Here is a 23,959-nt window from a genome sequence, read left to right as displayed (position 1 = left end):
GTTGGAGAAACCCCTATGAACACTGCAATCACCCCGGACGTGTTGGCCTCAAGCCAGCCGCTGATCGACAGCCAGCGACTCTGGCAATCGCTCATGGACCTGGCGCAATTGGGCGCGACGGCCAAAGGCGGCGTCTGCCGTCTGGCGCTGACGGACCTGGATCGCCAGGCCCGGGACCTGTTCGTGAAGTGGTGCGAGGCGGCCGGTTGCACGGTGAGCGTCGATGCCATTGGCAATATCTTCGCCCGTCGGGCAGGCACTGATCCGTCGCGGGCACCGGTCATGACCGGCAGCCACATTGACACCCAACCCACCGGCGGCAAGTTCGACGGCTGTTTTGGTGTCATGGCCGGGCTGGAAGTGATCCGCACCTTGAATGATCTGGGCCTGCAGACGCGGGCGCCGATCGAGGTGGTGGTCTGGACCAACGAAGAAGGCTCGCGCTTCCCGCCGTGCATGATGGGGTCGGGCGTGTTCGCCGGCCAGCTTGATCTGGCCGAGACGCTCGCCAGGCAGGACGAGCAAGGCCTGGTGGTGGGTGAAGAATTGCAGCGCATTGGCTACGCCGGCACCCGCCCGGTGCTTGGCCACCCGGTGGGCGCCTATTTTGAAGCCCACATTGAACAGGGGCCGATTCTGGAAGACCAGCGCAAGACGATCGGCGTGGTCATGGGCTGCCTGGGCCAGAAGTGGTTCGACCTGACGTTGACTGGCGTCGAGGCCCATGCCGGGCCGACGCCGATGTCTCTGCGCAAGGATGCGCTGGTGGGTGCCGCTCACGTGGTGACGGCGGTCAACCGGATTGCCAACGCCAGCCAGCCCCATGCCTGCGGCACCGTTGGTTGCCTGAACATTCATCCGGGTTCGCGCAACGTGATCCCGGGCGAAGTGAAGATGACCATCGATTTTCGTCATCTGCACAGCGATAAATTACAGGCGATGGTCGACGACTTGCAGGCGTCCATCGAGCGGGCGTGCGCCGAAAACGGGCTGACGTTTGAGCTGACACCGACAGCGGATTTTCCGCCGCTGGACTTTGCCACGGAGTGCGTCGACGCCGTGCGTGACGGGGCGCGGGAGTTGGGGCTCAGTCACATGGACATCGTCAGCGGCGCGGGCCATGACGCGATTTTCATCGCTGAACTGGGGCCCGCCGGCATGATTTTCGTGCCCTGCGAAGGCGGCATCAGCCATAACGAAATCGAAAACGCCACCCCGCAGGATCTGGCGGCGGGTTGCGCGGTGCTTTTTCGCGCGATGGTCGGCGCTGCGCAACGGGCCCAGGGCTGGTAAACATCTGTCGAACCCCGGCCAGCCCCCCGCCCTGTTACAGGGCGTCGGGGCGTGCAAACGGTCAAAACCGCAAAATCATGCACCCGTTCAGAGCCTGAAAAACTAAATAACCCACAAATCCAACAAAACCAACATTTGCATGTTGACTCTTTTCGACGCGCTGACTTTAATGCCCAGGCAACCCGGAAATGACCGGTTCAGCTGTCGGAGTCCCCATGATCACTGAGCAAGAACCTTTGCCGATGCCAAGCGTGATTGACGCAGCTGCGCGCATTCGTGAGGGCGCGCTGACGCCGCTGCGCCTGGTCGAAGCCAGCCTTCATTCGGTCAAAACCCACAATCCCACACTGAATGCCTTCGGTGACGTCTACACCGAGGCTGCGCTTGCACACGCGCGCACGCTCACCGAGCAAGCACAGGCCGGCCAGTACTGCGGCGCCTTGCATGGCATTCCGTTCGGCATCAAGGACCTGTTTTCCACCGCCGGCCTGCGTACCACGAAAGGCTCGCTGACCGGCCTGGACCAGGTGCCCGAGCACGACGCGCCGATCATTCGCCGGCTCAAAGCGGCGGGCGCCATCATCCTGGGCAAAACCGCCACCACGGAGTTTGGCTGGACCGGCGCCAGCACTTCGCGGGTGTTCGGCAACGGCCGAAACCCGTGGGACCCGCGACTCACCAGCGGTGGTTCCAGCTCGGGTTCGGCCATCGCAGTGGCCGCCAGAATGGTGCCGGCCACCCTGGGCTCCGACGGCGGCGGGTCGGTTCGAATTCCGGGTGCGTTCTGCGGCGCGTTCGCCCTCAAGGGTTCGTTGGGACGCATCCCGACGTGGCCTTGGTCGGCCACTGAAATGCTCAGCCATGCAGGCCCGATCACCCGTACCGTGCGCGACAGCGCCTTGTTGTTTGACATCTTGTCAGGGCCTGATCCGCTGGATCATCAAGCCTTGCCAGCCCCTCTGGAATCCTATCTGGCGCGCTGCGACCAACCCCTGCGCCCGTTACGCATCGGCTACTGCCCGACGCTGTTCGAAACGCCGGTCGATCCGGTCATCGCGGCAGCCGTCGAGGCGGCGGTCGACCTCGTGGCGCGGGCCCTGCCGGTCAGCATCAAAACGTTGAAGCTTGACTGGCAGGACCCCCTGGCGACGTTCGAAACCCTCTGGGTCGGCGGGCGGGGCATCGCCTACGGCAAGTCCCTGGTCGACCGGATGGACGAGCTGGATCCGGGGTTTGCGACGCTGATCAGGCGTTCGGCCGATTACGACCTCTCGGCTTATCTGAACGCCGTGCAGCAGCGTGCTGCGTTTGCCAATCAGGTCCATGGACTGTTCGAACATTACGACCTGCTGCTGATGCCGACGCTGCCGATTCTCCCGTTCGCGGCAGACGACACGGCACCCCAGGGTTTTCCAGGCCAGGAAGGCGCCGTGCCGTGGGCACGCTGGACGCCGTTTACCTACCCTTTCAACATCACCGGGCATCCAGCGGCGAGCTTGCCGTGCGGCTTCAGCCCCGGTGGCTTGCCCATCGGCCTGCAAGTGGTGGGGCCGCGCTTTGCGGACGCCGACGTGCTGCAGTTCTGCGCAGCCTATGAAGCCCTGGCACCGTGGGATCAACACCTGCCGCCGCTGATTACCTAGTCATCGGCAGGATCGGAGTGGGCTCGCAAGAAGCCCGCCCGGCGCGTCACCTTTTTGCAATTCACTGCCCTTTCACCACGATTCGAGTGAGAGGTTCGCGTGTCCCGATCCATCATTGCCCCAGGTTTTACACGTGACCCGGTCCGGCCCACGCCGCGCCGGCTGTTGTGTGGCGGGCGATCAGGCCTGCGCCACACGGCCGACTGCGGCAGTGTCAGGCCGGGCCAGTACACTGAGGGTTTCACCTTGCAACGGAATGTCTACCCCATGCTCAACCAACCTCGTCTGGACGAAATCATGCGCCTGCTGGCGCAACATCAACGGGTCAAGGCGTCGGACCTTGCCCAGTCGCTGTTCGTGTCCGAAGAAACCATCCGCCGTGACTTCAAGTACCTGGAGGAGGCGGGCAGGTTAAGGCGCATCCACGGAGGGGCGATTCTGCCAAGGCCCAACGAAGAACAGCCGCTTCAGGTGCGCACCCGCATCAAGACCCAGGCCAAGGCGGCCATCGGCGCGCGCGCGGCGCAGTTGGTTCAGGACGGGATGGCGATTTTTCTCGACACCGGCACCTCAACCCTGGCGCTGGCGCAGCAACTGACAGCCTTCAGCCACCTGAAGGTGATCACCAACTCCCTGGACATTGCCCAGTTGATCACCCGCCAGAGCGACAACGCGGTGCTGGTCGCGCCCGGCGATGTGCGGCGCAACGACAACGCGCTGGTGGGCGCCCACACCCTGGAATTTGCCCGTCAGTTTCACTACGACATCGCCTTCATGGGCATCGGGGCGATCGACCTGACCCTGGGGTTCATGGACTACGAAGAGCCTGAGGCGCTGTTGCGCCGTACCCTCGCCGGACACTGTCTGCGCAGTGTGGTGCTGGCCGACGACGCCAAGTTCGGCCACCGGACCTTCATCAATACGCTGCCTTTTGGCGCCATCAATACCGTGGTCACCAATCGCCCGTTGTCCGACGATTTTTCGACCCGTCTGGAGCAAGATAATGTCGAAGTCCTTTACTCCTGAACTGCTCACGCCGAATGCCGCTGACATCGAAGAATTCGATGCGCTGTTCCGGCTCAGTTCCGCGATTGGCGCGACGCCGGCCGGTGGCCTGCATCGGCTGTCTGCGTCGGCAGAAGACGGCCAGGTGCGCGATCTTTTCTGCGACTGGCTGACCGGTCACGGCTTTGACGTTCGCGTCGATGCGGTGGGTAATGTGTTCGGGCTGATCACGTTCGATCCTGCCGCGCCGTATCTCTTGTGCGGCTCCCATCTGGACAGTCAGCCCAGTGCCGGTCGCTTCGATGGCATCTATGGCGTGCTGGCAGGTGCGGTGGCGGTGGCAAGCCTGGCCCGGCAACTGCGTGAGCGCGGCGAGACGCCGGCCTGCAATCTGGCCGTGGTGAACTGGACGAACGAGGAGGGCGCGCGTTTCCAGCCGAGCCTGATTGGCAGCAGTGTGTTCACCGGGGCCATGTCCGTGGAGCAGGCGTTGGCCTGCCGCGACGGCGATGGCGTTTCCCTTGAGCAAGCGCTACGCGGTATCGGCTATCTGGGCGACGCGATGGTCGATTTACCGGTCGCCGGTTACGTCGAAATTCACGTCGAACAGGGACCGGCCCTGGAAGCCCAGGGCCAGGCCATTGGCGTGGTGCGTGAGACGTGGGCTGCGCTGAAAAAACGCGTGCGCTTTGACGGCGAGCAAAACCACACCGGCCCCACGCCGATGGCGGCGCGTCGAGATGCCTTGCTGGCGGCGGCCCATGCCATCACCGCCGTGCGCGCCGAAGTCGAGCGGCACGGCCTGGAGATGCACAGTTCGGTCGGACGCCTGGAGATCTACCCCAACTCGCCCAACGTGGTGCCCTCGCGGGTCTCGCTGCTGGTCGAGTTTCGCTCCCGCGATGTAGAACGCCTCGCCGCTGCCGGTGAGCGGTTTGACGTCACCTTGCAGGACATCGCAGCGAAAACATCCACCGGCTTTGAGGTCGAGAGCAGTGTGCTGCGCGAGCCGGTGAAACTGCATCACGGTTTCGCCGAACTGGCGTACAGCGTCGCCCATGAGCTGGGGCTACCGACGGGCAACAGCATCACCGTCTCAGGGCATGACGCCCTCAGCCTGAACCGCCGATACCCGGCGTGCCTGCTGTTCGTTCCGAGCAGCAACGGCGTCTCCCACAACGAAGCGGAGTACACCCGTGACGAAGACTTGCACAACGGCCTGCGCCTGCTGACGTCATTGCTGCATCGCGCCTGTTCTTCCCCTGCCTCGTTCAACTGAGGAATGATGATGCTGAATTCAACGAGCGAGCGTCAGCGGCTGCTGGACGCGTTGAGCGCCGCCGGGTTTCCCGCTGACAGTCAGATCAGTGCGGGCACTGCCGGCGTGGCGTCGCCGATACGCGTGGCGACCGAGTGGGCCGGTTACCGGGTCAGCAGCGCCCTGGGCACCTGGTACGCCAAGGTGCTGCACGCTGACATGGCGCCGTTGATCGATGTCGCTCGAAGTGCGCAAGCCAGTGCGTGCGCCGCTGCCACCGGCGCGGCGCCGGCGTTGAAAAGCGCTGACGTGGCAAACGGGGTGTTGCTGTTCGAGGCGTTGCCCGCGCCGCAGTGGCGCTGGGCGCGGCTGGACGAACTGACGTCGCCGCTGCGTCTGCAGGCGCTGTGGGCCCTGAAGAAGCAAGTGCACGCGGGCCCGACGCCTGACTTCGCGCGTTCTCCAATGGCCGATCTGCAGAAGCTGCGCGCGCTGTGCCTGCGCGACGGCGTCAGCCTGCCGCCCGATCACGCGTGGATCGACACCTGCATTGATCTGGCCTGGGAGGCTCTACAGCAGCATCCCGGCCAAAGCGTCCCCTTGCACGGGGACGGTCTGGCCAGCGACGTCATGGTGGGCCCCGCCGGGGAACTGCGTCTGATCGACTTCGACTACGGCGGGTGTTTCGACCCCTGGTACGACGTGGCGATTACCCTCAACGAGCTGTATCCGTTCGAGAGCCAGTGGCGCGAAGGGATCATCGCGTGGGCGGGCCAGTGCCGCGAGAGCGATTACGCCCGTTGCCGTTTCTACGCACTGATCAACGACTGGTACTGGACGTTATGGGGCCTTTGGGTGGGGGCCACGTCCACCCGCAATCTGGAGTTTTCAAAGGTCGGGCAGTGGACGCTGTTGCGTTGCCGCCAGACTATTCAGGACGCGCGCTTCGAGAGCTGGCTGCGTCAGGTTCAGGAGGGTCAAGCATGAAGAACTTCGGCGACGCCGCCACCGGCGCAGAGCACCAGCTGGAGGCGGCGATTCTCAGCATCGACAGCTGGAAGGGTCGCAAGATCACTTACCAGCCTGTCAGTGGCGGGATCTCCAACACCAACTGGCGCGTGGAGGTGCAGGGCGCCGACACGGCGTACTTTTTTAAAGTGCCGGGGGTGGGCACTGAAATGTTCATCGACCGGAGGACGGCCCACGACGCCAGCCTCAAGGCCGCTGACACCGGCTACGGCGCACCGGTGTTTGCGTTCCTCGAAGCATTCGGCGTTGAGGTGTTCGAATTCATGGAAGGGTGGCGCGCCTCGTCCAACCACGATTTCCTGCAACGCGATGTCCGCCACAGGGCGCTGCACGCGCTCAAGGCGTTCAATGATCAGCCGGCACTGATCCAGACCAAAACAGCCTTCGACATGATTGCCGAACACCAGCGCCAGGTGGCTGAGGTCAACGGCTATACGCCGCCGGACGACGCCTGGCTGTGCCTGCAATACCAGCGGGCCCGGCAGGCGTTGCAGGCGTCGGGCATCGATCTGGCGCCGTGCATGAACGACACACTGGCGGGCAACTTCATGCTCAACGACGCGCGCCAGATCCGTCTGGTGGATTTCGAATACGCCTCCAACAACGACCGCCATTACGAACTGGCGCTGTGGTTTGGCGAGATGTTTTTCACCGACGACATGGAGCTGGCGCTGATTGAAGACTACTTCGGTCGGGTGACGCCTCAGACCCTGGCGCGGATCAAGTTGAACAAGGCGCTGGCGGACCTCAAGTGGTCGACCTGGGCGATGGTGCAGCACGCGGTCTCGCAACTGGATTTTGATTTCTACAAGTACGGCGTCTGGAAACACATGCGCGCGCGCAGCGTCATCAACGATTCGCAGTGGGAAAGCTGGCTAAGACAGGCCTGAGCCTGCGCCAGCGCTGGACCTGAATCAGCCGGCCATGCCTCGGTGCAACCGGGCAACGGTGCTGATTCTGATAACAACAAAATAGCGGGCGTTCCGCATTCGCTTCACTGCCTGGATTTGTTTGATCGCACGGCCATTAAATCCAGAATTCAAGGAGCGCAACATGATGCAAAACAACCCCTCACTGGCGCCGCCCCGCCGTCTGAAGGCCCTGATCTTCGGTGTGTATTTCTTCCTGATGTTGATGATGGCGCTGTTTCCGCCGTTTTATATGGGGGTCAGCAGCAGCGCGGTTATCGTGCTCGGCATTCCGCTGCCCATCTTTTACTGGATATTGATTGCCCTGCTGACCGGCCTCGGCCTGTGGGTGCTGTATGCCATCGAGTCCATGACCGGCGAGATACCTGAAGAGGGGGGCGTGCAATGATCAGCACCGCAGTCGATTCCAATCTGTTCATCACCTTCGGCCTGATCGGCCTGTTTCTGGCCGGCATGATTGCCGTGCTCTACGCCACCAATCGCAAGAGCGACAGCTTCTCCGATTACGCCGTGGGCGGACGGTCCTACGGCCCTTGGTACATCGCCATGTGCTACACCAACTCGTGGTGGCCGGGCGCCACGTTCACGGCGTTTTTTGCGCTGTCCGTCGGCGGTGCGCTGGGTTTCTACGGCATGGTCTACGCGACCCTCGGCGTGACCGCGATGTACTTGATGGCCAACCGTGCATGGACGTGGGGCAAGCGCTTTAACCTGACCACGCAACCGGATCTGTTGGGCATGCGATTCGACAGTCCGGCGGTCAAGCGCATCGCCTCGATCATCGGCATTATCTCGGTGTTTCCGTGGGTCGTGATGGGCATTCAGGCTTTGGCGACGCTGTTCCAGTTTGCAAGCTTCGGTCGCTGGGGCGTAACGACCTGCCTGATGGTTGGCGTGGGGGTGGTGCTGATTCGTCAGTACTGGACCGTCAGCATGGGCATGCGCGGGCTGATCATGACCGACATGTACCAGGGCCTGATTGCGTATGTGCTGTGCGCGGCGCTGTGCATCTTTTTGATGTCCGGCGAGCAAGCGTCGTTTTCGCACCTGGCGCAGTTGCCGGCCAGCATGTTGGTAATCCCGGGCGGTGCGGGCAGCACGTACGGCCCGATGTACATGTTCAGTCTGATCTTCACGGGCGTGATTGGCTCGATGTGCTGGCCAATGAGTTTTCAACGCATTTACACCGCCAGCGGCGTGCGATCTGTGAAAAAGGGCACGCTGCTGACCATCCTGCTGGTCGCAGGCTTCTACGGCATCCTCATGCTGTTCGCGGCCGCCATCAGTCAGGACCCCGCGGTCGCTGCACATCCGCAGAATGGCTGGTTCATTTCGTTGTTCGACATCGGTGGCCCATGGCTGCTGGCGCTGGCGATTGTCATCGTGCTGGCAGCAAGCATCGGCCATGTCGACGGCTGCGTCCAAGTGTGTGGCACGCAGTTCGCCAACGACCTGGCGACCTGGAACAAACCCCGCAGCGACCGTGAGAAGACCGTGCTGGCGAAATCCGGCATGGTGGTGTTCATCGCTGCCGCATCGCTGCTGGCCTACCTGACATTCGATTACTCGCGGTTGCAGTTGCTGGCGCAGATTTCCTACCAGGGGATCATTCAGCTGTCGGTGCCGTTGTTTTTCGGGATCTTCAGCCGCCACGGCAATAAACAAGGCGCAATCGCCGGCATGTTGGTGGGGATCCTGATCGCCATCGTTCTGACCGTGTTCTACCCGGACGATATTCCAGCCCTGGGCTCGCTGACCAGCGGCATCATCGGGGTGATTTTCAACGCGCTGGTGTTCATCGGCTTCGCCTTCGTCATCAAGCCGACGCCCGCTGAGATCGAGCGCGTCAACGCGCTATTCATCCTTGCAGCGCCGCGTCGCGATCCTGTCGGCGCAACCCCTGCAATGAGCTGAACCCCGCGCACAGCGCCGGGCTTGTGTCGCCGGCGCTGTGATTCAAGCAAACAAACGTTGAGGTGTTGAAATGGCTCTCGCGATATTCGACCTGGACGAAACGCTGATCAACGGCGATTGCGCCAGTCTGTGGAGCAGGGAAATGGCCCGGCTGGGTTGGGTCGACGGTGAATGCTTCATGCAGCGTGACGCGCAACTGATGGCGGCGTATGGCGAAGGCAAACTGGCAATGGAAGATTACATGGCGTTCAGCCTGGCGCCGATGGCGGGCCGCGCTCGCCACGCGGTTGCCAGCGACGTGGCCGACTTCGTTCCAGCGGTGATTGATCCTCTGGTCTACGCCGATGCCCGGGCGACTATCGCCCGGCACCGGTCGGCAGGGGACAGGCTACTGGTGATTTCGGCATCGGGCGTGCATCTGGTGGCGCCCATTGCCGCTCACCTGGGCATCGATGAGGTGTTGGCGATCGACCTGGAACTCCTCGATGGTCATTTCAGCGGTCGCACCGAAGGCGTGCTGACCTACCGCGAAGGCAAGGTCACTCGGTTGCTGACGTGGCTGGACAGTGAGGGGGAGACGCTGGAAGGGGCGAGTTTTTATTCCGATTCACGTAATGACCTGCCGCTCCTTTGCGCCGTCAGCCATCCATACGCGGTCAATCCGGACCCTGTGTTGCTGGCCCATGCTCAGCAGGCGCGATGGCCGGTGCTGAGCTGGCGCTAATCAAACCCGACGCAATCAATGCACCGCCCACGAACGGGGTGCGGGGGTGTGGCTGAATTTGGAAATGCCCTTGACCCAGAAACGACGATGGGCGGTCTGGTCCGGCGGCAGCAACGGCTGACTCGACCACTGGTGATGACGCTTGGCTTCGTCGCGATACGCTTTCCACTCCATGGCCTCGGCGGTGTCTTGCGCGGCGCGTTCGTCATCGAACCAGCCCAGAACAGAAACTTCGCCTTGATCGCGGCCATGCTCTACCAGCAGAAAAATGTTTGTGTACATACTTTTGCCTTTCACTGATTCGGTCCGACCCGATATTCGGGCTCTACGAATAGCGTATCGACAGCGGCGGCGGAAAATTTAGGCCCGGGGTTCTCTGCCCGGTGTTGCAGTGCGTCGCCTGACGCCTTCCCGGCTAAAGCAGGTCCCACTGACTGCGCGCGATCCCATTGAATGCACGCGGTTCCATAGTGGGACCGGGTTTAGCCGGGAAGAGGCCGGTTGAATCACCCTCACCCTCACCATCACTTCGGCAGCGGCGTGAGAATGTCGGCCTTGTCGTCCAGCAGAATGAACACCAGCAATTTCACAGGCTTTGTCGCACTGGTGTTTCTCGATTCGTAGTGCTTCGACCCGGCCGGCTCGTACCATGTCTGACCTGCCTTGTAGGTGACCGCCTTGCCCTCATTGACTCTCGAAATCACCTCGCCTTCCAGCACATAAGCGATCGCGCTGCCGCTGTGACTGTGGGCAATGGAGGCTTGGCCCGGTGCGTAATCAACGGTCAGTACCATGGCTTTTTTTCCTGGCGCATTGAGCATCGGGTGCTCTTCCAGAACGGTGACCTTTTCCCGCTCGGCATTGTGGGAATGGGCGCTGCCGACAAACATCACGCCGGCGAAGGCCAGCCAGGAGAGCGGGGCGGTGATGCGTTTGAGCACTTTCATGGGTGGATTTTCCGGCAGCGATTGATGACCACTACGCTAAGCCCGCAGGTGCTCGGCGCACACGTCCAATTGCCGAGAAGATCAGGGGGCCAATCGCCATATACCGGAAACCAAACCGGAAACGAAAAAAGGGCCGAATCAGATTCGGCCCTTCATCGTATTCAGTGCTGCCTCGGCGCTAATCTCGCTCAGAGGCACACAGTCAGCCCAGCGATTTACTTGCTGCCGCTGGACCCGCTCGCGCCACCACCGGTGCCGCCGCCGCTGCCGCCCATGCCGCTGCCGTTGGTCATGCCACCGCCGTCAGCATCACCACGGTTGGTACCGTTGGTGCTGCCCATGCCTTTAGTGCCTGGGGTCGACGTGCCTGGTGAGCTGCCGTCGTTGTTCTGACCGCTGGTGGATGTGCTTGGCTTCGGACCGTTTTTGTCAATCGGGTCGGTTGGGCCGGTAGACCCGGCGAATGCGGAACCGGTGGCAACAGCCATCAGGCCGGCAAGTGTCAGGGCAGTCAATTTTGTCTTGATCATGATGTGAATCCCTTTGTTGTCATGGATACCTATTGGTCAGTCGGGCCATGCAAGAGGTGCATTCGACCCGACGAACGGTCATGCCATGCTCAACGAGGTCCAGAGAGGGTGATCGCCCCCACGCTCTGCGTGGGCACGCATCCCCCGACGCTCTGCGTCCCTTGGCGCAGAGCTGGCCTGTTTAGCTATTTCGCGCGCAGTTCGTATCCCACTGCCAACGTCTGCAGATCAAAGCGATCCAAAATGCTCGAGCAATAACTGGTCCGCGCCAGGAAGGCGCCGGGGCCGTTCAGGTAGGACTCAATGTCTTGCGCGCCTTCGCAGAGCGCGATGGTGCGCCCCTTGAGCAGCCCGCTGGCTTGTGCCGAGCGCAATGCGCCGTTGGGCGTCCAGTCGGCGACGATCAGCGCGCCTATCGGGGCGGATTGTTCGTAACTGTGCACGAACGCTTGCGCCGAACGATCACGCAGGTACGGCGCCATGAAGTAATGAATATCGTCACGGAAAGGCATCGCTTCCTTGTGGGTCGGCAGCGCTACGGCGCCGCTGGCGTAAACCGCGTACACCGCCAGAATCGTCACCGGCCCGCTGAAGGGCAGGGCGTAGGCGACAGCGGCGGCGTGGTGTCGCGCCAGCCACGCCTGCACCTGGATCACGCCGATGATGCTCAACAGTACGGCGCCCGGCAGAAAAAACGTAAAGCGATCGGTGACGTTGTACGACACCGCGAAGATGAAATTCAGCACCGCCGCGCACCACAACAGTCGCAGGCGCCGGCTTTTGGGGAACAGCACCAGCGCCACCAGTTGCGGGCCGAGCAGCGACAGCATCAGCAGCCCGACCGAGTTCTTTTCGTGCCACATGTCGTCGAAGCGAAACAGCGCACCCTGCCAGCTTTGCTCGGTGGTTTTGTCGGGTAGGCCGATCAGGTAACGATGACCGATATCGATCAGGCTCAGACCGTCCTGCAGCTCTTGCAAAACGCCGGGGATTGCCACCGCAAAGCCCAGCACAAAACCCGGAATCGTCAACAGAACCCGCGCCCTGTGCTGCCAGACCAGCTGCACGTACAGCGGCAACAGTACGATAAACGTGAGTTGATGAATGGCGGCGGCGAGGCCGGTGAGGATGCCGATGACGAACAACGCGGTGAGCAGGCCCAGGCGCGATTTATCGCGAAAGTGCACCATGTACGCCAGGGTCACCAGCAGCGTGTGCAGCAGGTAAACCTCCGCCTTGGTCGAGACCCAGAACACGCAATGGCACAGCACGGCGGCGGCAATCGCCAGCAAGGCCTGCTGCGACGTCGCACCGACGCCCTTGGCCAGACGGAAGATCGCCCAGCCCAGCGGGATCAGCAGCATCGAGTTCATGAAACTGAGCACCAGCGGCCCGAAGTGAGCGAACAGCGCCGTGGTGACGAACAGGTACAACGGGTGATCCAGCGGGCCGAGGGCTTCACTGAAATAGCGGCCTTCTGAAGCGTCGGCGATGAAGATGCCGTTGTCCATCCATTGAATCGGTCCGCTGGACGCCAGAAAACTCCAGAGCACGGCGGCCACCGCCAGCAACAAGGGGACGCCAAACAACGCTCGATAACGTACTGCTGCCACCATGACTTGCACTCCTGTCCCTATATTCCGTCGAAAAGCGTTATTGAATCGGTTGAGCCCGAGGCGTCATCGCCTCGCCTTTGAGCTTGATCAGCATCACCGCGCCGATGGCCACGGCGAACCACAGTGTGGCCAGACGAATCAGCACGGTGGCGGCCACCGCGTCGGCGCTGTTCATGCCTTTCCAGACCAGCAACCCGACCATCACCGCCTCCGCGCCGCCCAGTCCGCCGGGCATGAAACTCACCGCGCCGGCCAACATCGCCAGGGCGTAGACGAACACCGCGAAGGTCAGCGGGATGTCCGCGCCCATCCATTTCAGAATCCAGTCGAACGCCAGAGCCTCGGCGCTCCAGGCGACGATGCTCAGCGCGGTCAGCCCGAGCATCAGGCGCAGGCGATGGCATTGCTGCGCATGCACCAGCACCTGCAGCAGATGGCGCAGCAGCCCGAGCAGCTTGCCGCCACCTGCTGGCACCTTTTCGGTGATTCGCTCAAGCAGGCGACGTTGCGAGAGCACCACCAGCCCGACTGCCACCAGCGCCACGCCGACCACGATCATCGGCCACGCCTGGGGGTACAGCGACAGACCGAACAGGGTCAGTAAGACCACCGCAAACAGGTCCGACAGCCGCTCGCTGAAAAACGCCGCGAAGCTCTGCGGGTAGGGCACGCCCCAGGGTTTCAGGAGCACCCCGCGCAACGCTTCACCGGCCTTCCCCGGCGTGGTGGTCAGGGCAAAGCCGGCCAGGTAAATGTTCAGGCTCGGCCGCCACGGCATGGGATGGCCGAGCACTGTCAGGTAGGTCTGCCAGCGCACAAAGCGCAGGCCGTAATTGACCGACGACATGAACAGCGCGATAACAATGCCGACCAGTCCGACCTCGCTCACTGCGGTGCCCACCGCCTGCCAGCCGCCCCACAGCGAAAAGCCCAGATAGCCCAACGCCGACCCGACCACCGACAGCACCACCGCGCGGTAGCGCCAGCCCGACAGATGCGCAGGCCCAGGCGCAGCTGTGTTCATAGATTCAGCCTTTTGAACAGCGGCTGCGGGATCGAACGAATGACCAGCATGATCAGCGCCCAGAAACCCGGTGCGTAGAGCGTAGGCACCTTGTTGGCGATGCCCTTGACGATGCGCCGGGCGACCTGCGCCGGTTGCGCCAGCAGGGCTGCCGGCAACGACAGGCCCTGGGTCATCGGCGTATCCACAAACCCCGGCTTGATGGTGGTGACGTGCACCCCGACCTTGAACAGCCGCGCCTGCAAGCCTTCGCAGTACGTCGACACCGCCGCCTTGGCGCTGCCGTAAAGGTAATTGGAAGGGCGCCCACGGTCGGCGGCCACCGACGAAATGATCGCCAGACTGCCCCAGCGCTGGGTCTCGAACTGCATCGCCAGCACGGTCAGCAGGGCGATCACCGAGGTGCAGTTGTTGGCGAATTCCTTGAGCGCCATGTGCACGTCGCGCTCGCAGGCCTTTTGATCGGGCAGCGTGCCGTGGGCGATCAGGGCGATGTCGATCTGGCCGAGGGCCGTCAGGCAGCGGCCCAGCATCAGCGGGTGCGCCTCGATGTCGTTGGCGTCCATCTCGTGCAGCGTGACGTGGGACGCTCCGCGCGCCCTGAGGTCAGCGGCGGTCTGCTGCAGCTTCTCGACGTTGCGCGCCACGAGGAAAAAATCGCTGCCCTCCGTGGCCCACAAACGCGCGCAGGCAGTGGCAATGGCGGAGGTGGCGCCGATGATCAGGACTTTCTTCACGGCAGTTTTCATAAGATCACACGGCTCCAGAAACGGGACATCAAAGAGGGATCGCGCAGCGCTTCCAACTGCTCCCAGGCGGGGTAGGCGCGACGGAAATCGACGCCGCTCATGTGGGCGTCCTTGGCCGGATACAGCCGCCCGCCGGCGGCGCGAACAATGTCGTCCAGACGCGGGAACAACACGTTTTCCAGCGCCTCGCTCTGGGCAAAATCCAGCGCCAGGGAAGTGCCTTCCAGCGGGAACGACAGCAGGCCCGGCGAGACGATATCGCCACAGCGCTTGAGCACGGCGAGGAACGAACCCTGGCCGGCGGCGGCGATGGTGCGCAGCAGTTCGCCCATGGCCGCTTCGGCATTCGCCGCAGGCACCACGCACTGATATTGCTGAAACCCGCGACGGCCATACATACGGTTCCAGTGCAGGATCCGGTCGAGGGGGTAGAAGAAGGGTTCGTAAGCGCTGCGGCCTTGCTTGCGCTGACTGGGGTGCAGGCGCCAATACAGGTTGTTGAAGGCGCTGAGGGAGATTTTGTTGATCAGTGACACCGGCGGCGTCAGCGGCACGCTGAGCTTTTTGCGCTGGCCGACGTCGAGGGAGCCGTATTGCGCGTGATCACCGACGATGAACACCCCGCGTCCGGTCTCCGCGCCCTTCGCCAGGCAGTCGACCCAGGCGACGCTGTATTCATGACGCGCGTCCAGCTCGGCAGACAGCGCAAAGAACTCGGCCAGATGGGCGAAGCGCACTGTGGTGGTGTCGATCTGGCTGGCGCGGATCGGCATCAACTGAATCTGCGCCCAGTGAATGACCCCGGTAAGGCCGAGGCCGCCGATGCTGGCGGCGAACAACTCGGGCTGCGATGCCTGCGTGCAGACCCTCGCCGGCTCGCCGTGGCGCAACAGGCCGAAGCCCAGCACATGGCGGCCAAAGGTGCCGCGCATGTGATGGTTTTTGCCATGAACGTCGTTGGCGATGGCGCCGCCCAGGGTGGCGAACTGAGTCCCGGGCGTCACCGGCAAAAACCAGCCCTGGGGGATGGCCACGGCCAGCAGTTCAGCCAGGGTGATGCCGGCCTCGGCCTTGATCACGCCGGTGGTCCAGTCGGCCTCGATCAGCCGGTCCAGCGAGCGCATGTGCAGCACTTCGTCGCTGGCGGCCAGGCAACTGTCGCCGTAGCTGCGGCCATTGCCGTAGGGCAGGCTGCTGCGGTAGGCACCGATCACGCGGTCGATCTGCGCAGGCAATTCGTCCAGCCACACGCAGCCGTGACCGCGTTGCGGACGGCGGGGGAAACGTCCCCAGGAGTACAACGGTGTGCTCATGCGGCGATCCAGAACATCATCAGAAACGCGGCGCCGATCAGCTGGCTGGTGCGGTCGCGGAGGGCGAACACCACCGGGTCTTCGTTCATCTGCCCGCGATGGGTCAGCATCCACACCCGCGTCACCCAGAACAGCAGCAGCGGGCAGGCCAGCCAGATGATGTGCGGCGTGACGTACAGCTCGGCGGTTTTCGCGTCCTGGATGTACAGCGCCAGCACCATCACCGCGAGATAACCCGACGACGCCCCCAGCGAGGCGATCATGTCCAGGTCGCCTGGGTGGTAGCCGCGGCCGCGCGCGAAGGTATTGACCTCCCGGGCGCGGGCATCACGCAGCTCGGCGTAGCGCTTGACCATCGCCAGGCTGAGGAAAATGAACATCGAAAACGCGAGGATCCAGAACGTCAGGGGCAGGCTGAACGCTGCGACACCGGCGATGATCCGTGCGGTGTAGAGCATCGCCAGGGCAATCACGTCCCAGGCCATCAGGCGTTTGAGTCTCAGCGAGTAGGTCAGGGTCAGACTGTAGTAGGCGGCCATCACCGCCGAAAACTGCCACGGCAAGAGCAACAGCGCGGCGCCGAAGGCCATCGCCAGCAGCGTCGGCACCATCACCAGCCCGGCCTTGATCGACAGACGCCCGCTGGCGAACGGCCGGCTGCATTTGCTCTTGTGATGGCGGTCGTCGCACAGGTCCAGCAGGTCGTTGAGGATGTAGACGCTGGACGCGCACAGGCCGAAGCAGAGGAACGCGATGACGCCGTCACGCATCAGCTCGAACTGCGCCAGGCGATGGGACGCCAGCAGCGGCACGAAGATCAGCGCGTTTTTCAGCCACTGATGCAGGCGCAGGGCCCTGCGCCAGTCCCGCCAGCCGGGCGTGTTGCTGGTTAGGGTTGGCTCGACGCGGAGTTGCGCTTTGACCTGTGCTTCGACGCCGCGATCGGGATTGACCACATAGGCCAGGCGAGACACATCCCATATCGGCAAGTCATCTTTCGAGTTGCCGACGTAATCGAATCCGCCCTCGCCAAAGTGCGCAACTAACAGGTCGCGCTTGTTGTGACCGGACAAGTTGCGGTTGGCATTGGAGGCCAGCACCAGATCGAATAACTGCAAATGCTCGGCAATGCGCTCGGCCAGGCTGACATGACTCGCCGTCGCCAGTACCACCATGCGGCCGGTGTCTCGTTCGCGCTGGATCATCTCGACGATCTGCGGGTCATACGGCAGCACCGACACGTCTATTTCGCTATTGAGGGCCAGTCCTTCTTTCAAGGCGGCTTTGCCCTTGAACAGCCAGCCCAGCATGTTCAGGGCTTTCAGCGGCTGGCCTCGAATAAACGCCATGGCCGTTTCCATGAGCAGATCCGAGCGCAACAACGTGCCGTCGAGATCAACTACCAAGGGAGGAGAAGTTTCAAGAACTCGTCCCTGAATTCTGGCCATAGTGAGGGCTCCTGTAGGGTCACCGGACTATAAACAAAATAGGATTTTCACCCCTTCATTTAAATTAAAGGGCCTTGCCGGTCACGTCGGCGTGGTGGCGTCAGAATTAAATAGCGAGTTTTTGGGAGAAGTCTGCGGCGGTGTTTCTCCTTAATGAGACAAGCGCTGCCGGGGAATTGGCGACCAACTAATGACTTCGCGGGAATGACGGTTTAGTGCCGTGTTTAATTCGGCGATCTGTGCTTGGTTGTGTTGAGCCGGCTTGCTGTGGGAGGCCAGGAGGAGATGGGTAGACGGTGCTGTCGTTTCGAGTCACGTCGCAGTCATAATGACTCGTCCCCTGCACCCCCTTCCCATGCCACTACCGGGAGTTTTCATGACCCATCCTTTGCTGCTGGCGCTGATTCCGCTGGTCGCCGACCTGTCGCGGGACCTGCCGGACGATGAGCGCTACCGCCGTCTGCTGCGGTCGCTGCGCCAGCTGTTCCCGTGTGACGCCGTGGCATTGCTCAAGCTGGAGGATGAAGTACTGGTGCCCTTGTCGGTCGAGGGCCTGAGCCCGGACGCGCTGGGGCGACGATTCCGCCTGGGGGAGCACCCGCGGCTGGACATCATTCTGCAAAACCGCGAACCGACCCGCTTCTCCACCGACTGCGACCTCCCGGACCCTTACGACGGGCTGGTCGAAGGTGTGCACGGCGATCTGGAAGTGCACGATTGCCTCGGCTGCCCGCTCTACGTGCAGAACACGCTGTGGGGAGTGATTACCCTGGATTCCCTTGATCCGGCGCGCTTTGGTCGGGTTGATCTGGGCGATCTTCAGGCGTTTGCCAGCCTCGCGGCGGCGACCGTTATGGCCAGCGAGCGGATCAGCCAATTGGCCCGGAGCTTTGAGGATCAACGCCAACTGGCCGAGACTTACAAACGCGCCGCTGGCGGACGCGGGCCTCGGGAGCTGATCGGGCAAAGCCCGGTGCACAAGCGTTTGCAGCAGGAAATCCAGCTAGTGGGCAACAGCCCGCTGACGGTCTTGATCACCGGCGAAACCGGCGTGGGCAAGGAACTGGTTGCCGAGGCCATTCACCTGCAGTCGCCCCGGGCGCAGAAACCGCTGATCAGCCTCAACTGCGCCGCGCTGCCCGAACTGCTGGTGGAAAGCGAGCTGTTCGGTCACGTCAAAGGCGCGTTCTCCGGGGCGGTCAGTGGGCGCAGCGGCAAGTTCGAGCTGGCCCACGGCGGTTCGTTGTTTCTCGATGAGGTGGGCGAGCTGCCGCTGCCGGTGCAGTCGAAGTTGCTGCGGGTGTTGCAGAGCGGGCAGTTGCAGCGCGTCGGCTCCGATCAGGAGCATCGCGTGGACGTGCGCATCATCGCCGCGACCAACCGTGATCTGGCTGAAGAAGTGCGCGCCGGTCGCTTCCGTGCGGATCTCTATCACCGTCTGAGCGTTTACCCGTTGGTGGTACCGCCGTTGCGCGAACGGGGTGGCGATGTGTTGCTGCTGGCGGGGTATTTCCTTGAGGAAAACCGGGCGCGGATGGGGCTGCGCAGTTTGCGCATGAGTGCGCAGGCGCAGGCGGTGCTGTTGGCGTACCCATGGCCGGGGAACGTGCGGGAGCTGGAGCACTTGATCAGCCGCGCGGTGCTCAAGGCGTTGTCGGTGCATGGCGAGCGGCCGCGGATCCTGACGATCGAGGCGGGGGTGTTGGGCCTTGAGGCGTCAGGGCTGCCTGGACCTGCTTTGGCGTGCGTAACCGGCGCGGTGCCGGTTATTCAGCCGGGGGAGGCATTGAAAGGGGCGGTGGACGGGTTTCAGAAGCGGTTGATTGGTGAAGCGCTGGAGCGGCATCACGGGAGATGGGCGGAGGTGGCGCGGGAGCTGAGTGTTGATCGGGCGAATTTGAGTCGGTTGGCCAGGCGATTGGGGATTCGGTAGGGTTTTTCAGAGCAAGATCAAGATCAAGATCCTTAAGATCAAGAGCGTCTGCCTGGGGGCAGACTGTTTCGCCTTCGGCGAGTTACTTGATAAAGCCCCAAGTAACCAAGGGCTTGTGCTCCTGGTTGGGTTCCTCCTTCGTCGGAATACCCTCACTCCGGTCTTGCTCCGTGGGCCCGCGCCGAACGGACATCCATGTCCTGACGGCGCTCTCGCCGCATCCATGCGGCTCGGCCCACTGCGCAAGACCTGCGTTCAGCCTGCACCCAAGTCGCGATTGGCGGTGACTGAACCTTTTGGGTATGAGAATCAAGTGCAGATCAAGTGCAGATCAGGTGCAGATCAAAAGCTTCCCGGCTGAACCCGGTCCCACTGACTGCACCCAGCTCACACTGTAGGAGCCGGCTTGCTGGCGAACCCGTCTGATCTGTGACGAAAATGTCGACTGACCCACCGCGTTCGCCAGCAAGCCGGCTCCTACGGAGGTCGCGTTATTCCAAAGAGTCCTGTTTCTGATCGTTCCCACGCTCCGCGTGGTAACGCCGCCCCGGACGCTCCGCGTCCCGCAGACGAAGCACATTTAGGCCGGGGAAGTGACGCGGAGCGTCACAGGATGCATTCCCACGCGGAGCGTGGGAACGATCAACGACGCCTTCCCGGCTAAAGCCGATCCCACTGAATGCACGCGGTGTCCTGTAGGACCGGCTTCAGCCGGGAAGCCTTTGCTCTGCTTGTGATCTGCTCTTGATCTTCTACTCGGTAGTCCAAACACCACAAAACGCGACTTGGGTGCAGGCCGAACGCAGACGACGCGCAGTGGGCCGAGCGGCATGGATGCCGGGAGAGCGCCGTCAGGACATGGATGTCCGTTCGGCGCGGGCCCACGGAGCGTCGTCGAAGTGAGGGTATTCCGACGCAGGAGGAACCTAGCCAGGAGCAGGCACCCTTGGTTACTTGGGGTGCTTTTCCAAGTAACTCGCCGAAGGCGAAACAGTCTGCCCCTAGGCAGACGCTCTTGATCTTGGCTGCTGGAAAAATGACTCCGCTGCTAATGAGCAATATCTTCGAGCGCCAAATTCCGCGTCTTCGGCCCAAACCCCCCAATCGTGATGATCACAATCAACATACTCATCACAATAAACGTCAGCACCCCCGGCGTACCGAAGTTATCCAGAAAAAACCCGATCAACAAACTGCTGAACACCGTCGACAGACGACTGAACGAATAACAGAACCCCACCGCCCGGGCGCGGATGTTGGTCGGGAACAACTCGCTCTGGTACGAGTGATAACTGAAACTCAACCACGCATTACAGAACGTAATCATCACCCCGCAAAAGATCAGCCCGGCAGCCGTCGACTGCTGCGCGAACAGCGTACCGAAAATCATCGAGCCCAAGGCCGAGCCGACAATCTGCCACTTGTTCTCGAAACGGTTGGCAAACTTCACGAACAACAACGGCCCGAGGGGATAGGCGAGGGTGATCACAAACGCATACGCCAGACTGTGGGTCACGCTCACGCCCTGACCGGAAAGCAGCGCAGGCAGCCAGTTACCGAAACCGAAAAAGCCGATCGCCTGGAACACGTGAAACACAATCAGCATCAGCGCGCGACGGCGATAAGGCGGTTGCCAGATATCCGCGAAGCGGCCTTTGCCCTCGACGGCCACGTTGTGGGTTTCCGGTTCGTCCAGCGCCTGGCCGTGGTCCTTGATGCAGCGGGCTTCAAGGTCGTCCATGATCTTTTCGGCCTCGCTGAAGCGGCCGTGTTGCGCCAGCCAGCGCGGCGATTCCGGCAGCCGCGAGCGCAGCCACCAGATGAACAGCGCGAACACCGCACTGGCCAACACCACCCAGCGCCAGCCGGCGATGCCGAACGGGTCCTGGGGCACCAGCCACCAGGACATCAATGCCACCGACGGCACCGACAGGAACTGCACGAAAAACGCGAAGGCGAACGCCGAGCTGCGCATGCGCTTGGGCACCAGTTCCGACAGGTAGGCGTCGATGGTCACCAGCTCGATGCCCAGGCCGATGCCCACCAGAAAGCGCATGCAGATGATGCCCAGTGCGGAGGTCTGTATGCCCATCAACACCGTGGCGACGGTGTACCAGATCAACGCGAAGGTGAAGATGGCGCGGCGGCCGTAGCGGTCGGCGATCGGGCTCAGCAGGCTGGCACCGAGGAACAGCCCCAGAAAGGTCGCCGACGCGAACGCCGCCTGATCGGAAAACCCGAACACGCCCTGCGCCCCTGTGGCGAACAGCCCGTCGCGGATCAGGCCGGGGCTGATGTAGGCGGTCTGAAACAGATCGTAGAGTTCGAAGAAACCGCCAATGGACAGCAGCGCCACCAGCTTCCAGATCGTGGCGACGGCGGGCAGTCGGTCGATGCGCGCGGAAATCCGCGCAGCGCGTATGGGGTCGATTCCGTCAGGGGTCGAACGAGCGTTGTCAGGGCTATCGGGCACGGCATGCATTATTGTTTTTCCGGATCGGTGAGACGCAGCATGTTAGTGCCCCAGAGATTCAAGACAAAACATTTCTGCGCGTTTAAGCTCCGGGACTGACCGCCACCACGTTTCGGATTCCCGTGAAGTACAAACTCCCGACCACTGCCACTGCGCCTTTCTGCCCGTCGGCGACCACCGACAGCGTCGCCATTCCCGCCAATGCGTCTTTCCTGCGCAAGCTGATGCTGTTCGTCGGCCCCGGCCTGTTGATCTCCATCGGCTATATGGACCCCGGCAACTGGGCCACCGCCATTGAAGCGGGTTCGCGCTTCGGTTATTCGCTGTTGTTCGTGGTGGTCCTGGCCAGTCTGTCGGGCATGGTGCTGCAGAATCTGTGTTCGCGCCTGGGCATCGCCACTGGCCGCGATCTGGCGCAGCTGTCCTCCGAGCACTACAGCCGCCGGGTCGGCATGGGTCAGTGGATCCTCGCCGAACTGTCGATCCTGGCGACCGATCTGGCGGAAGTGCTGGGTGCGGCGCTGGCGTTTCACTTGCTGCTGGGGGTGTCGATCACCACCGGCGTGGCGCTCACGGCGTTCGATACGGTCATCGTGCTGGCCTTGCAGGGCGCCAATTTCCGCCGTCTCGAAGCCATTGTGCTGGGGCTGATCGCAACCATCGCGACGTGTTTCTTTATCGAACTGGTGCTGATCAAACCGTTCTGGCCGGACGTGGTGGCGGGGCTCAAGCCGTCGTGGGAGATGCTGAGCAATCAGGAACCGCTGTACATCGCCATCGGCATTCTCGGCGCGACAGTGATGCCCCATAACCTGTACCTGCATTCATCGGTGGTGCAGACCCGGGTCAACGGCACGTCGGTCGAAAGCAAGGCCAGCGCCATTCGCTACGCCCGAGTGGACACCATTGCATCCTTGAGCCTGGCGCTCCTGATCAATGCCGCCATTCTCATTCTGGCCGCTGCCGCGTTCCACGGCACCGGTCACACCGATGTCGTCGAAATCCAGGACGCCTACCACCTGCTCGATCCGCTGGTGGGCGGCGCCGTGGCCAGCGTGCTGTTCGGCGTAGCGCTGCTGGCGGCAGGGCAGAGTTCAACGTTCACCGGAACTATCGCGGGGCAAGTGGTGCTGGAAGGGTTTCTCAAAGCGAAGATCCCGTGCTGGCAACGCCGCTTGGCCACACGCGGGCTGGCGCTGATTCCGGCCTTCATCGGGGTGATCTGGTTTGGCGATGGCGCGGTGGGCAAGATGCTGGTGCTCAGTCAGGTCGTCCTCAGCCTGCAGCTGCCGTTCGCGCTGTGGCCGCTGATCCGCTTCACCAGCGACCCGCAATTGATGGGCCCGTTCGCCAACAGCCGCCTGACCAAAACTCTGGCCTGGGGGCTGTTCGGATTGATCTCCGGCGCGAACCTGACCTTGATGTATTTTTGGGTGACCTGAGAACAACGGGCACTTGTAGGAGCGCGCTTGCCCGCGAACGCGGCTTGTCAGACAGCAGATGTGCCGCAGACGAAACGCAATCGCGGGCAAGCGCGCTCCTACAGTTACAGGGCTTGCCCCGCCCACTTCAGCTCAACAATATCCCCCGCGCCATGCCCGTTGCAGCGATGACCATGATGACCATCAGCAGCGCCTCCATGTGGCTGATCCTCGCAAAACGGCGCGACAGGGAAGTATCAATGGGCTGGTTCTTCTTGAATGCAATGCGCCATTTGATCAGCGCGAACATCGGCACCACTTCCAGCGCGAGCATGGCGACGAACGCCGCCATTTTCAGGTGAAACAGCGGCTGATGCAGGTAGTAATACGAGCCTTTCTCCAGCCCGCCGAACGCCCGAAACGCCCCGGTGATCAGCAGAATCCCGGCCGAGACGCCCCAGATATTGTCGACCACGAACACATCCCTGAACGATCGTGGATCATCCGTGCGCAACCGCCGCAACGCCCGTCCCCTCGCCAGCACCGCCGCGATCGCAAAACCGAACGCCAGCAGGTGCAACGCAGCCAGTACCCATTTGATGAGCATGTTTCAACTCCCCCGAGCGATGTGCAAAGCAAGCGTCAACTGCACAAGCTTAGCGGGTCGGTGGCGTTACGCCTTTGCCGAACAGGCGCTGCGAGAAAAATAA

The 23,959-nt window shown here is 62.4% G+C and carries 21 protein-coding genes; 11 read left to right on the top strand and 10 right to left on the bottom strand.

Going from position 1 to position 23,959, the window contains the following annotated elements:
* Window positions 1–15 precede the first annotated feature (15 nt).
* The 9 genes from OKW98_RS19260 to OKW98_RS19220 all read left to right on the top strand — a co-directional run bounded on the left by OKW98_RS19260 (window position 16) and on the right by OKW98_RS19220 (window position 9,795).
* A complete protein-coding gene (locus tag OKW98_RS19260) occupies window positions 16–1,293 on the top strand; it encodes a Zn-dependent hydrolase (protein WP_265386202.1) in 1,278 nt (425 codons plus the stop codon).
* A gap of 242 nt (window positions 1,294–1,535) precedes the next feature.
* The gene (locus tag OKW98_RS19255; protein WP_265389780.1) at window positions 1,536–2,936 is read left to right on the top strand and encodes an amidase; all 1,401 of its coding nucleotides are present in this window, start codon (window positions 1,536–1,538) and stop codon (window positions 2,934–2,936) included.
* Window positions 2,937–3,203: 267 nt separating this feature from the next.
* A complete protein-coding gene (locus OKW98_RS19250; RefSeq protein WP_265386201.1) occupies window positions 3,204–3,962 on the top strand; it encodes a DeoR/GlpR family DNA-binding transcription regulator in 759 nt (252 codons plus the stop codon).
* Window positions 3,940–5,220: a Zn-dependent hydrolase gene (locus OKW98_RS19245; protein WP_265386200.1), complete on the top strand. Its 1,281-nt coding sequence runs from the start codon at window positions 3,940–3,942 to the stop codon at window positions 5,218–5,220. The genes OKW98_RS19250 and OKW98_RS19245 overlap by 23 nt, the downstream gene beginning before the upstream one ends.
* A 9-nt stretch (window positions 5,221–5,229) precedes the next feature.
* Window positions 5,230–6,186, top strand: coding sequence for a phosphotransferase family protein (locus OKW98_RS19240; RefSeq protein ID WP_265386199.1), 957 nt, complete (start codon window positions 5,230–5,232; stop codon window positions 6,184–6,186).
* Complete coding sequence (locus OKW98_RS19235; RefSeq protein ID WP_265386198.1) at window positions 6,183–7,118, top strand: choline kinase family protein; 936 nt, start codon at window positions 6,183–6,185, stop codon at window positions 7,116–7,118. The genes OKW98_RS19240 and OKW98_RS19235 overlap by 4 nt, the downstream gene beginning before the upstream one ends.
* Before the next feature lie 166 nt (window positions 7,119–7,284).
* On the top strand, window positions 7,285–7,545 hold the full coding sequence (locus OKW98_RS19230; protein WP_265389779.1) for a hypothetical protein: 261 nt from the start codon (window positions 7,285–7,287) through the stop codon (window positions 7,543–7,545).
* Complete coding sequence (locus OKW98_RS19225; protein WP_265386197.1) at window positions 7,542–9,071, top strand: sodium:solute symporter family protein; 1,530 nt, start codon at window positions 7,542–7,544, stop codon at window positions 9,069–9,071. The genes OKW98_RS19230 and OKW98_RS19225 overlap by 4 nt, the downstream gene beginning before the upstream one ends.
* A 70-nt stretch (window positions 9,072–9,141) precedes the next feature.
* A complete protein-coding gene (locus OKW98_RS19220; protein WP_265386196.1) occupies window positions 9,142–9,795 on the top strand; it encodes an HAD family hydrolase in 654 nt (217 codons plus the stop codon).
* Between the two features lie 15 nt (window positions 9,796–9,810).
* On the opposite strand, the gene OKW98_RS19215 is transcribed toward OKW98_RS19220, so the two are convergent.
* From OKW98_RS19215 to OKW98_RS19180, 8 genes are all read right to left on the bottom strand, one after another.
* A complete protein-coding gene (locus tag OKW98_RS19215; protein ID WP_065988488.1) occupies window positions 9,811–10,077 on the bottom strand; it encodes a hypothetical protein in 267 nt (88 codons plus the stop codon).
* A gap of 242 nt (window positions 10,078–10,319) precedes the next feature.
* The gene (locus OKW98_RS19210; protein WP_416147391.1) at window positions 10,320–10,742 is read right to left on the bottom strand and encodes a cupin domain-containing protein; all 423 of its coding nucleotides are present in this window, start codon (window positions 10,740–10,742) and stop codon (window positions 10,320–10,322) included.
* Between the two features lie 215 nt (window positions 10,743–10,957).
* Window positions 10,958–11,272 carry a hypothetical protein gene (locus OKW98_RS19205; protein WP_065988487.1) on the bottom strand — a complete coding sequence of 105 codons (315 nt, stop codon included), beginning with the start codon at window positions 11,270–11,272 and terminating at the stop codon, window positions 10,958–10,960.
* Window positions 11,273–11,457: 185 nt separating this feature from the next.
* Complete coding sequence (locus OKW98_RS19200; protein WP_265386195.1) at window positions 11,458–12,888, bottom strand: DUF2723 domain-containing protein; 1,431 nt, start codon at window positions 12,886–12,888, stop codon at window positions 11,458–11,460.
* A gap of 37 nt (window positions 12,889–12,925) precedes the next feature.
* Window positions 12,926–13,912 carry a lysylphosphatidylglycerol synthase transmembrane domain-containing protein gene (locus tag OKW98_RS19195; protein ID WP_265386194.1) on the bottom strand — a complete coding sequence of 329 codons (987 nt, stop codon included), beginning with the start codon at window positions 13,910–13,912 and terminating at the stop codon, window positions 12,926–12,928.
* On the bottom strand, window positions 13,909–14,649 hold the full coding sequence (locus OKW98_RS19190) for an SDR family oxidoreductase (protein ID WP_265389777.1): 741 nt from the start codon (window positions 14,647–14,649) through the stop codon (window positions 13,909–13,911). Before OKW98_RS19190 ends, OKW98_RS19195 begins: the two co-directional genes overlap by 4 nt.
* An 8-nt stretch (window positions 14,650–14,657) precedes the next feature.
* Window positions 14,658–15,974 carry an FAD-binding oxidoreductase gene (locus OKW98_RS19185; protein ID WP_265386193.1) on the bottom strand — a complete coding sequence of 439 codons (1,317 nt, stop codon included), beginning with the start codon at window positions 15,972–15,974 and terminating at the stop codon, window positions 14,658–14,660.
* Complete coding sequence (locus OKW98_RS19180; protein WP_265386192.1) at window positions 15,971–17,422, bottom strand: UbiA family prenyltransferase; 1,452 nt, start codon at window positions 17,420–17,422, stop codon at window positions 15,971–15,973. The genes OKW98_RS19185 and OKW98_RS19180 overlap by 4 nt, the downstream gene beginning before the upstream one ends.
* Window positions 17,423–17,798: 376 nt before the next feature.
* Here OKW98_RS19180 and norR point away from each other — a divergent pair, with 376 nt between their 5' ends.
* Window positions 17,799–19,355, top strand: coding sequence for a nitric oxide reductase transcriptional regulator NorR (gene norR, locus OKW98_RS19175; RefSeq protein WP_265386191.1), 1,557 nt, complete (start codon window positions 17,799–17,801; stop codon window positions 19,353–19,355).
* Between the two features lie 1,048 nt (window positions 19,356–20,403).
* On the opposite strand, the gene OKW98_RS19170 is transcribed toward norR, so the two are convergent.
* Window positions 20,404–21,837 carry an MFS transporter gene (locus OKW98_RS19170; protein ID WP_265386190.1) on the bottom strand — a complete coding sequence of 478 codons (1,434 nt, stop codon included), beginning with the start codon at window positions 21,835–21,837 and terminating at the stop codon, window positions 20,404–20,406.
* Between the two features lie 182 nt (window positions 21,838–22,019).
* On the opposite strand from OKW98_RS19170, the gene OKW98_RS19165 reads away from it, so the two are divergent.
* Window positions 22,020–23,270, top strand: a complete 1,251-nt coding sequence (locus OKW98_RS19165; RefSeq protein WP_265389776.1) for an Nramp family divalent metal transporter — start codon at window positions 22,020–22,022, stop codon at window positions 23,268–23,270.
* 127 nt (window positions 23,271–23,397) lie between these two features.
* Here the strand turns inward: OKW98_RS19165 and OKW98_RS19160 are convergent, their stop codons facing one another.
* Window positions 23,398–23,856 carry a DUF2214 family protein gene (locus OKW98_RS19160; RefSeq protein ID WP_265386189.1) on the bottom strand — a complete coding sequence of 153 codons (459 nt, stop codon included), beginning with the start codon at window positions 23,854–23,856 and terminating at the stop codon, window positions 23,398–23,400.
* Window positions 23,857–23,959: the final 103 nt, after the last annotated feature.

Origin of the sequence: Pseudomonas sp. KU26590 (genome assembly GCF_026153515.1) — a bacterium.
GTDB lineage: Bacteria > Pseudomonadota > Gammaproteobacteria > Pseudomonadales > Pseudomonadaceae > Aquipseudomonas.
Note: the sequence above shows the minus strand (reverse complement) of the source record. Positions and strands in the feature narration are given on the sequence as shown.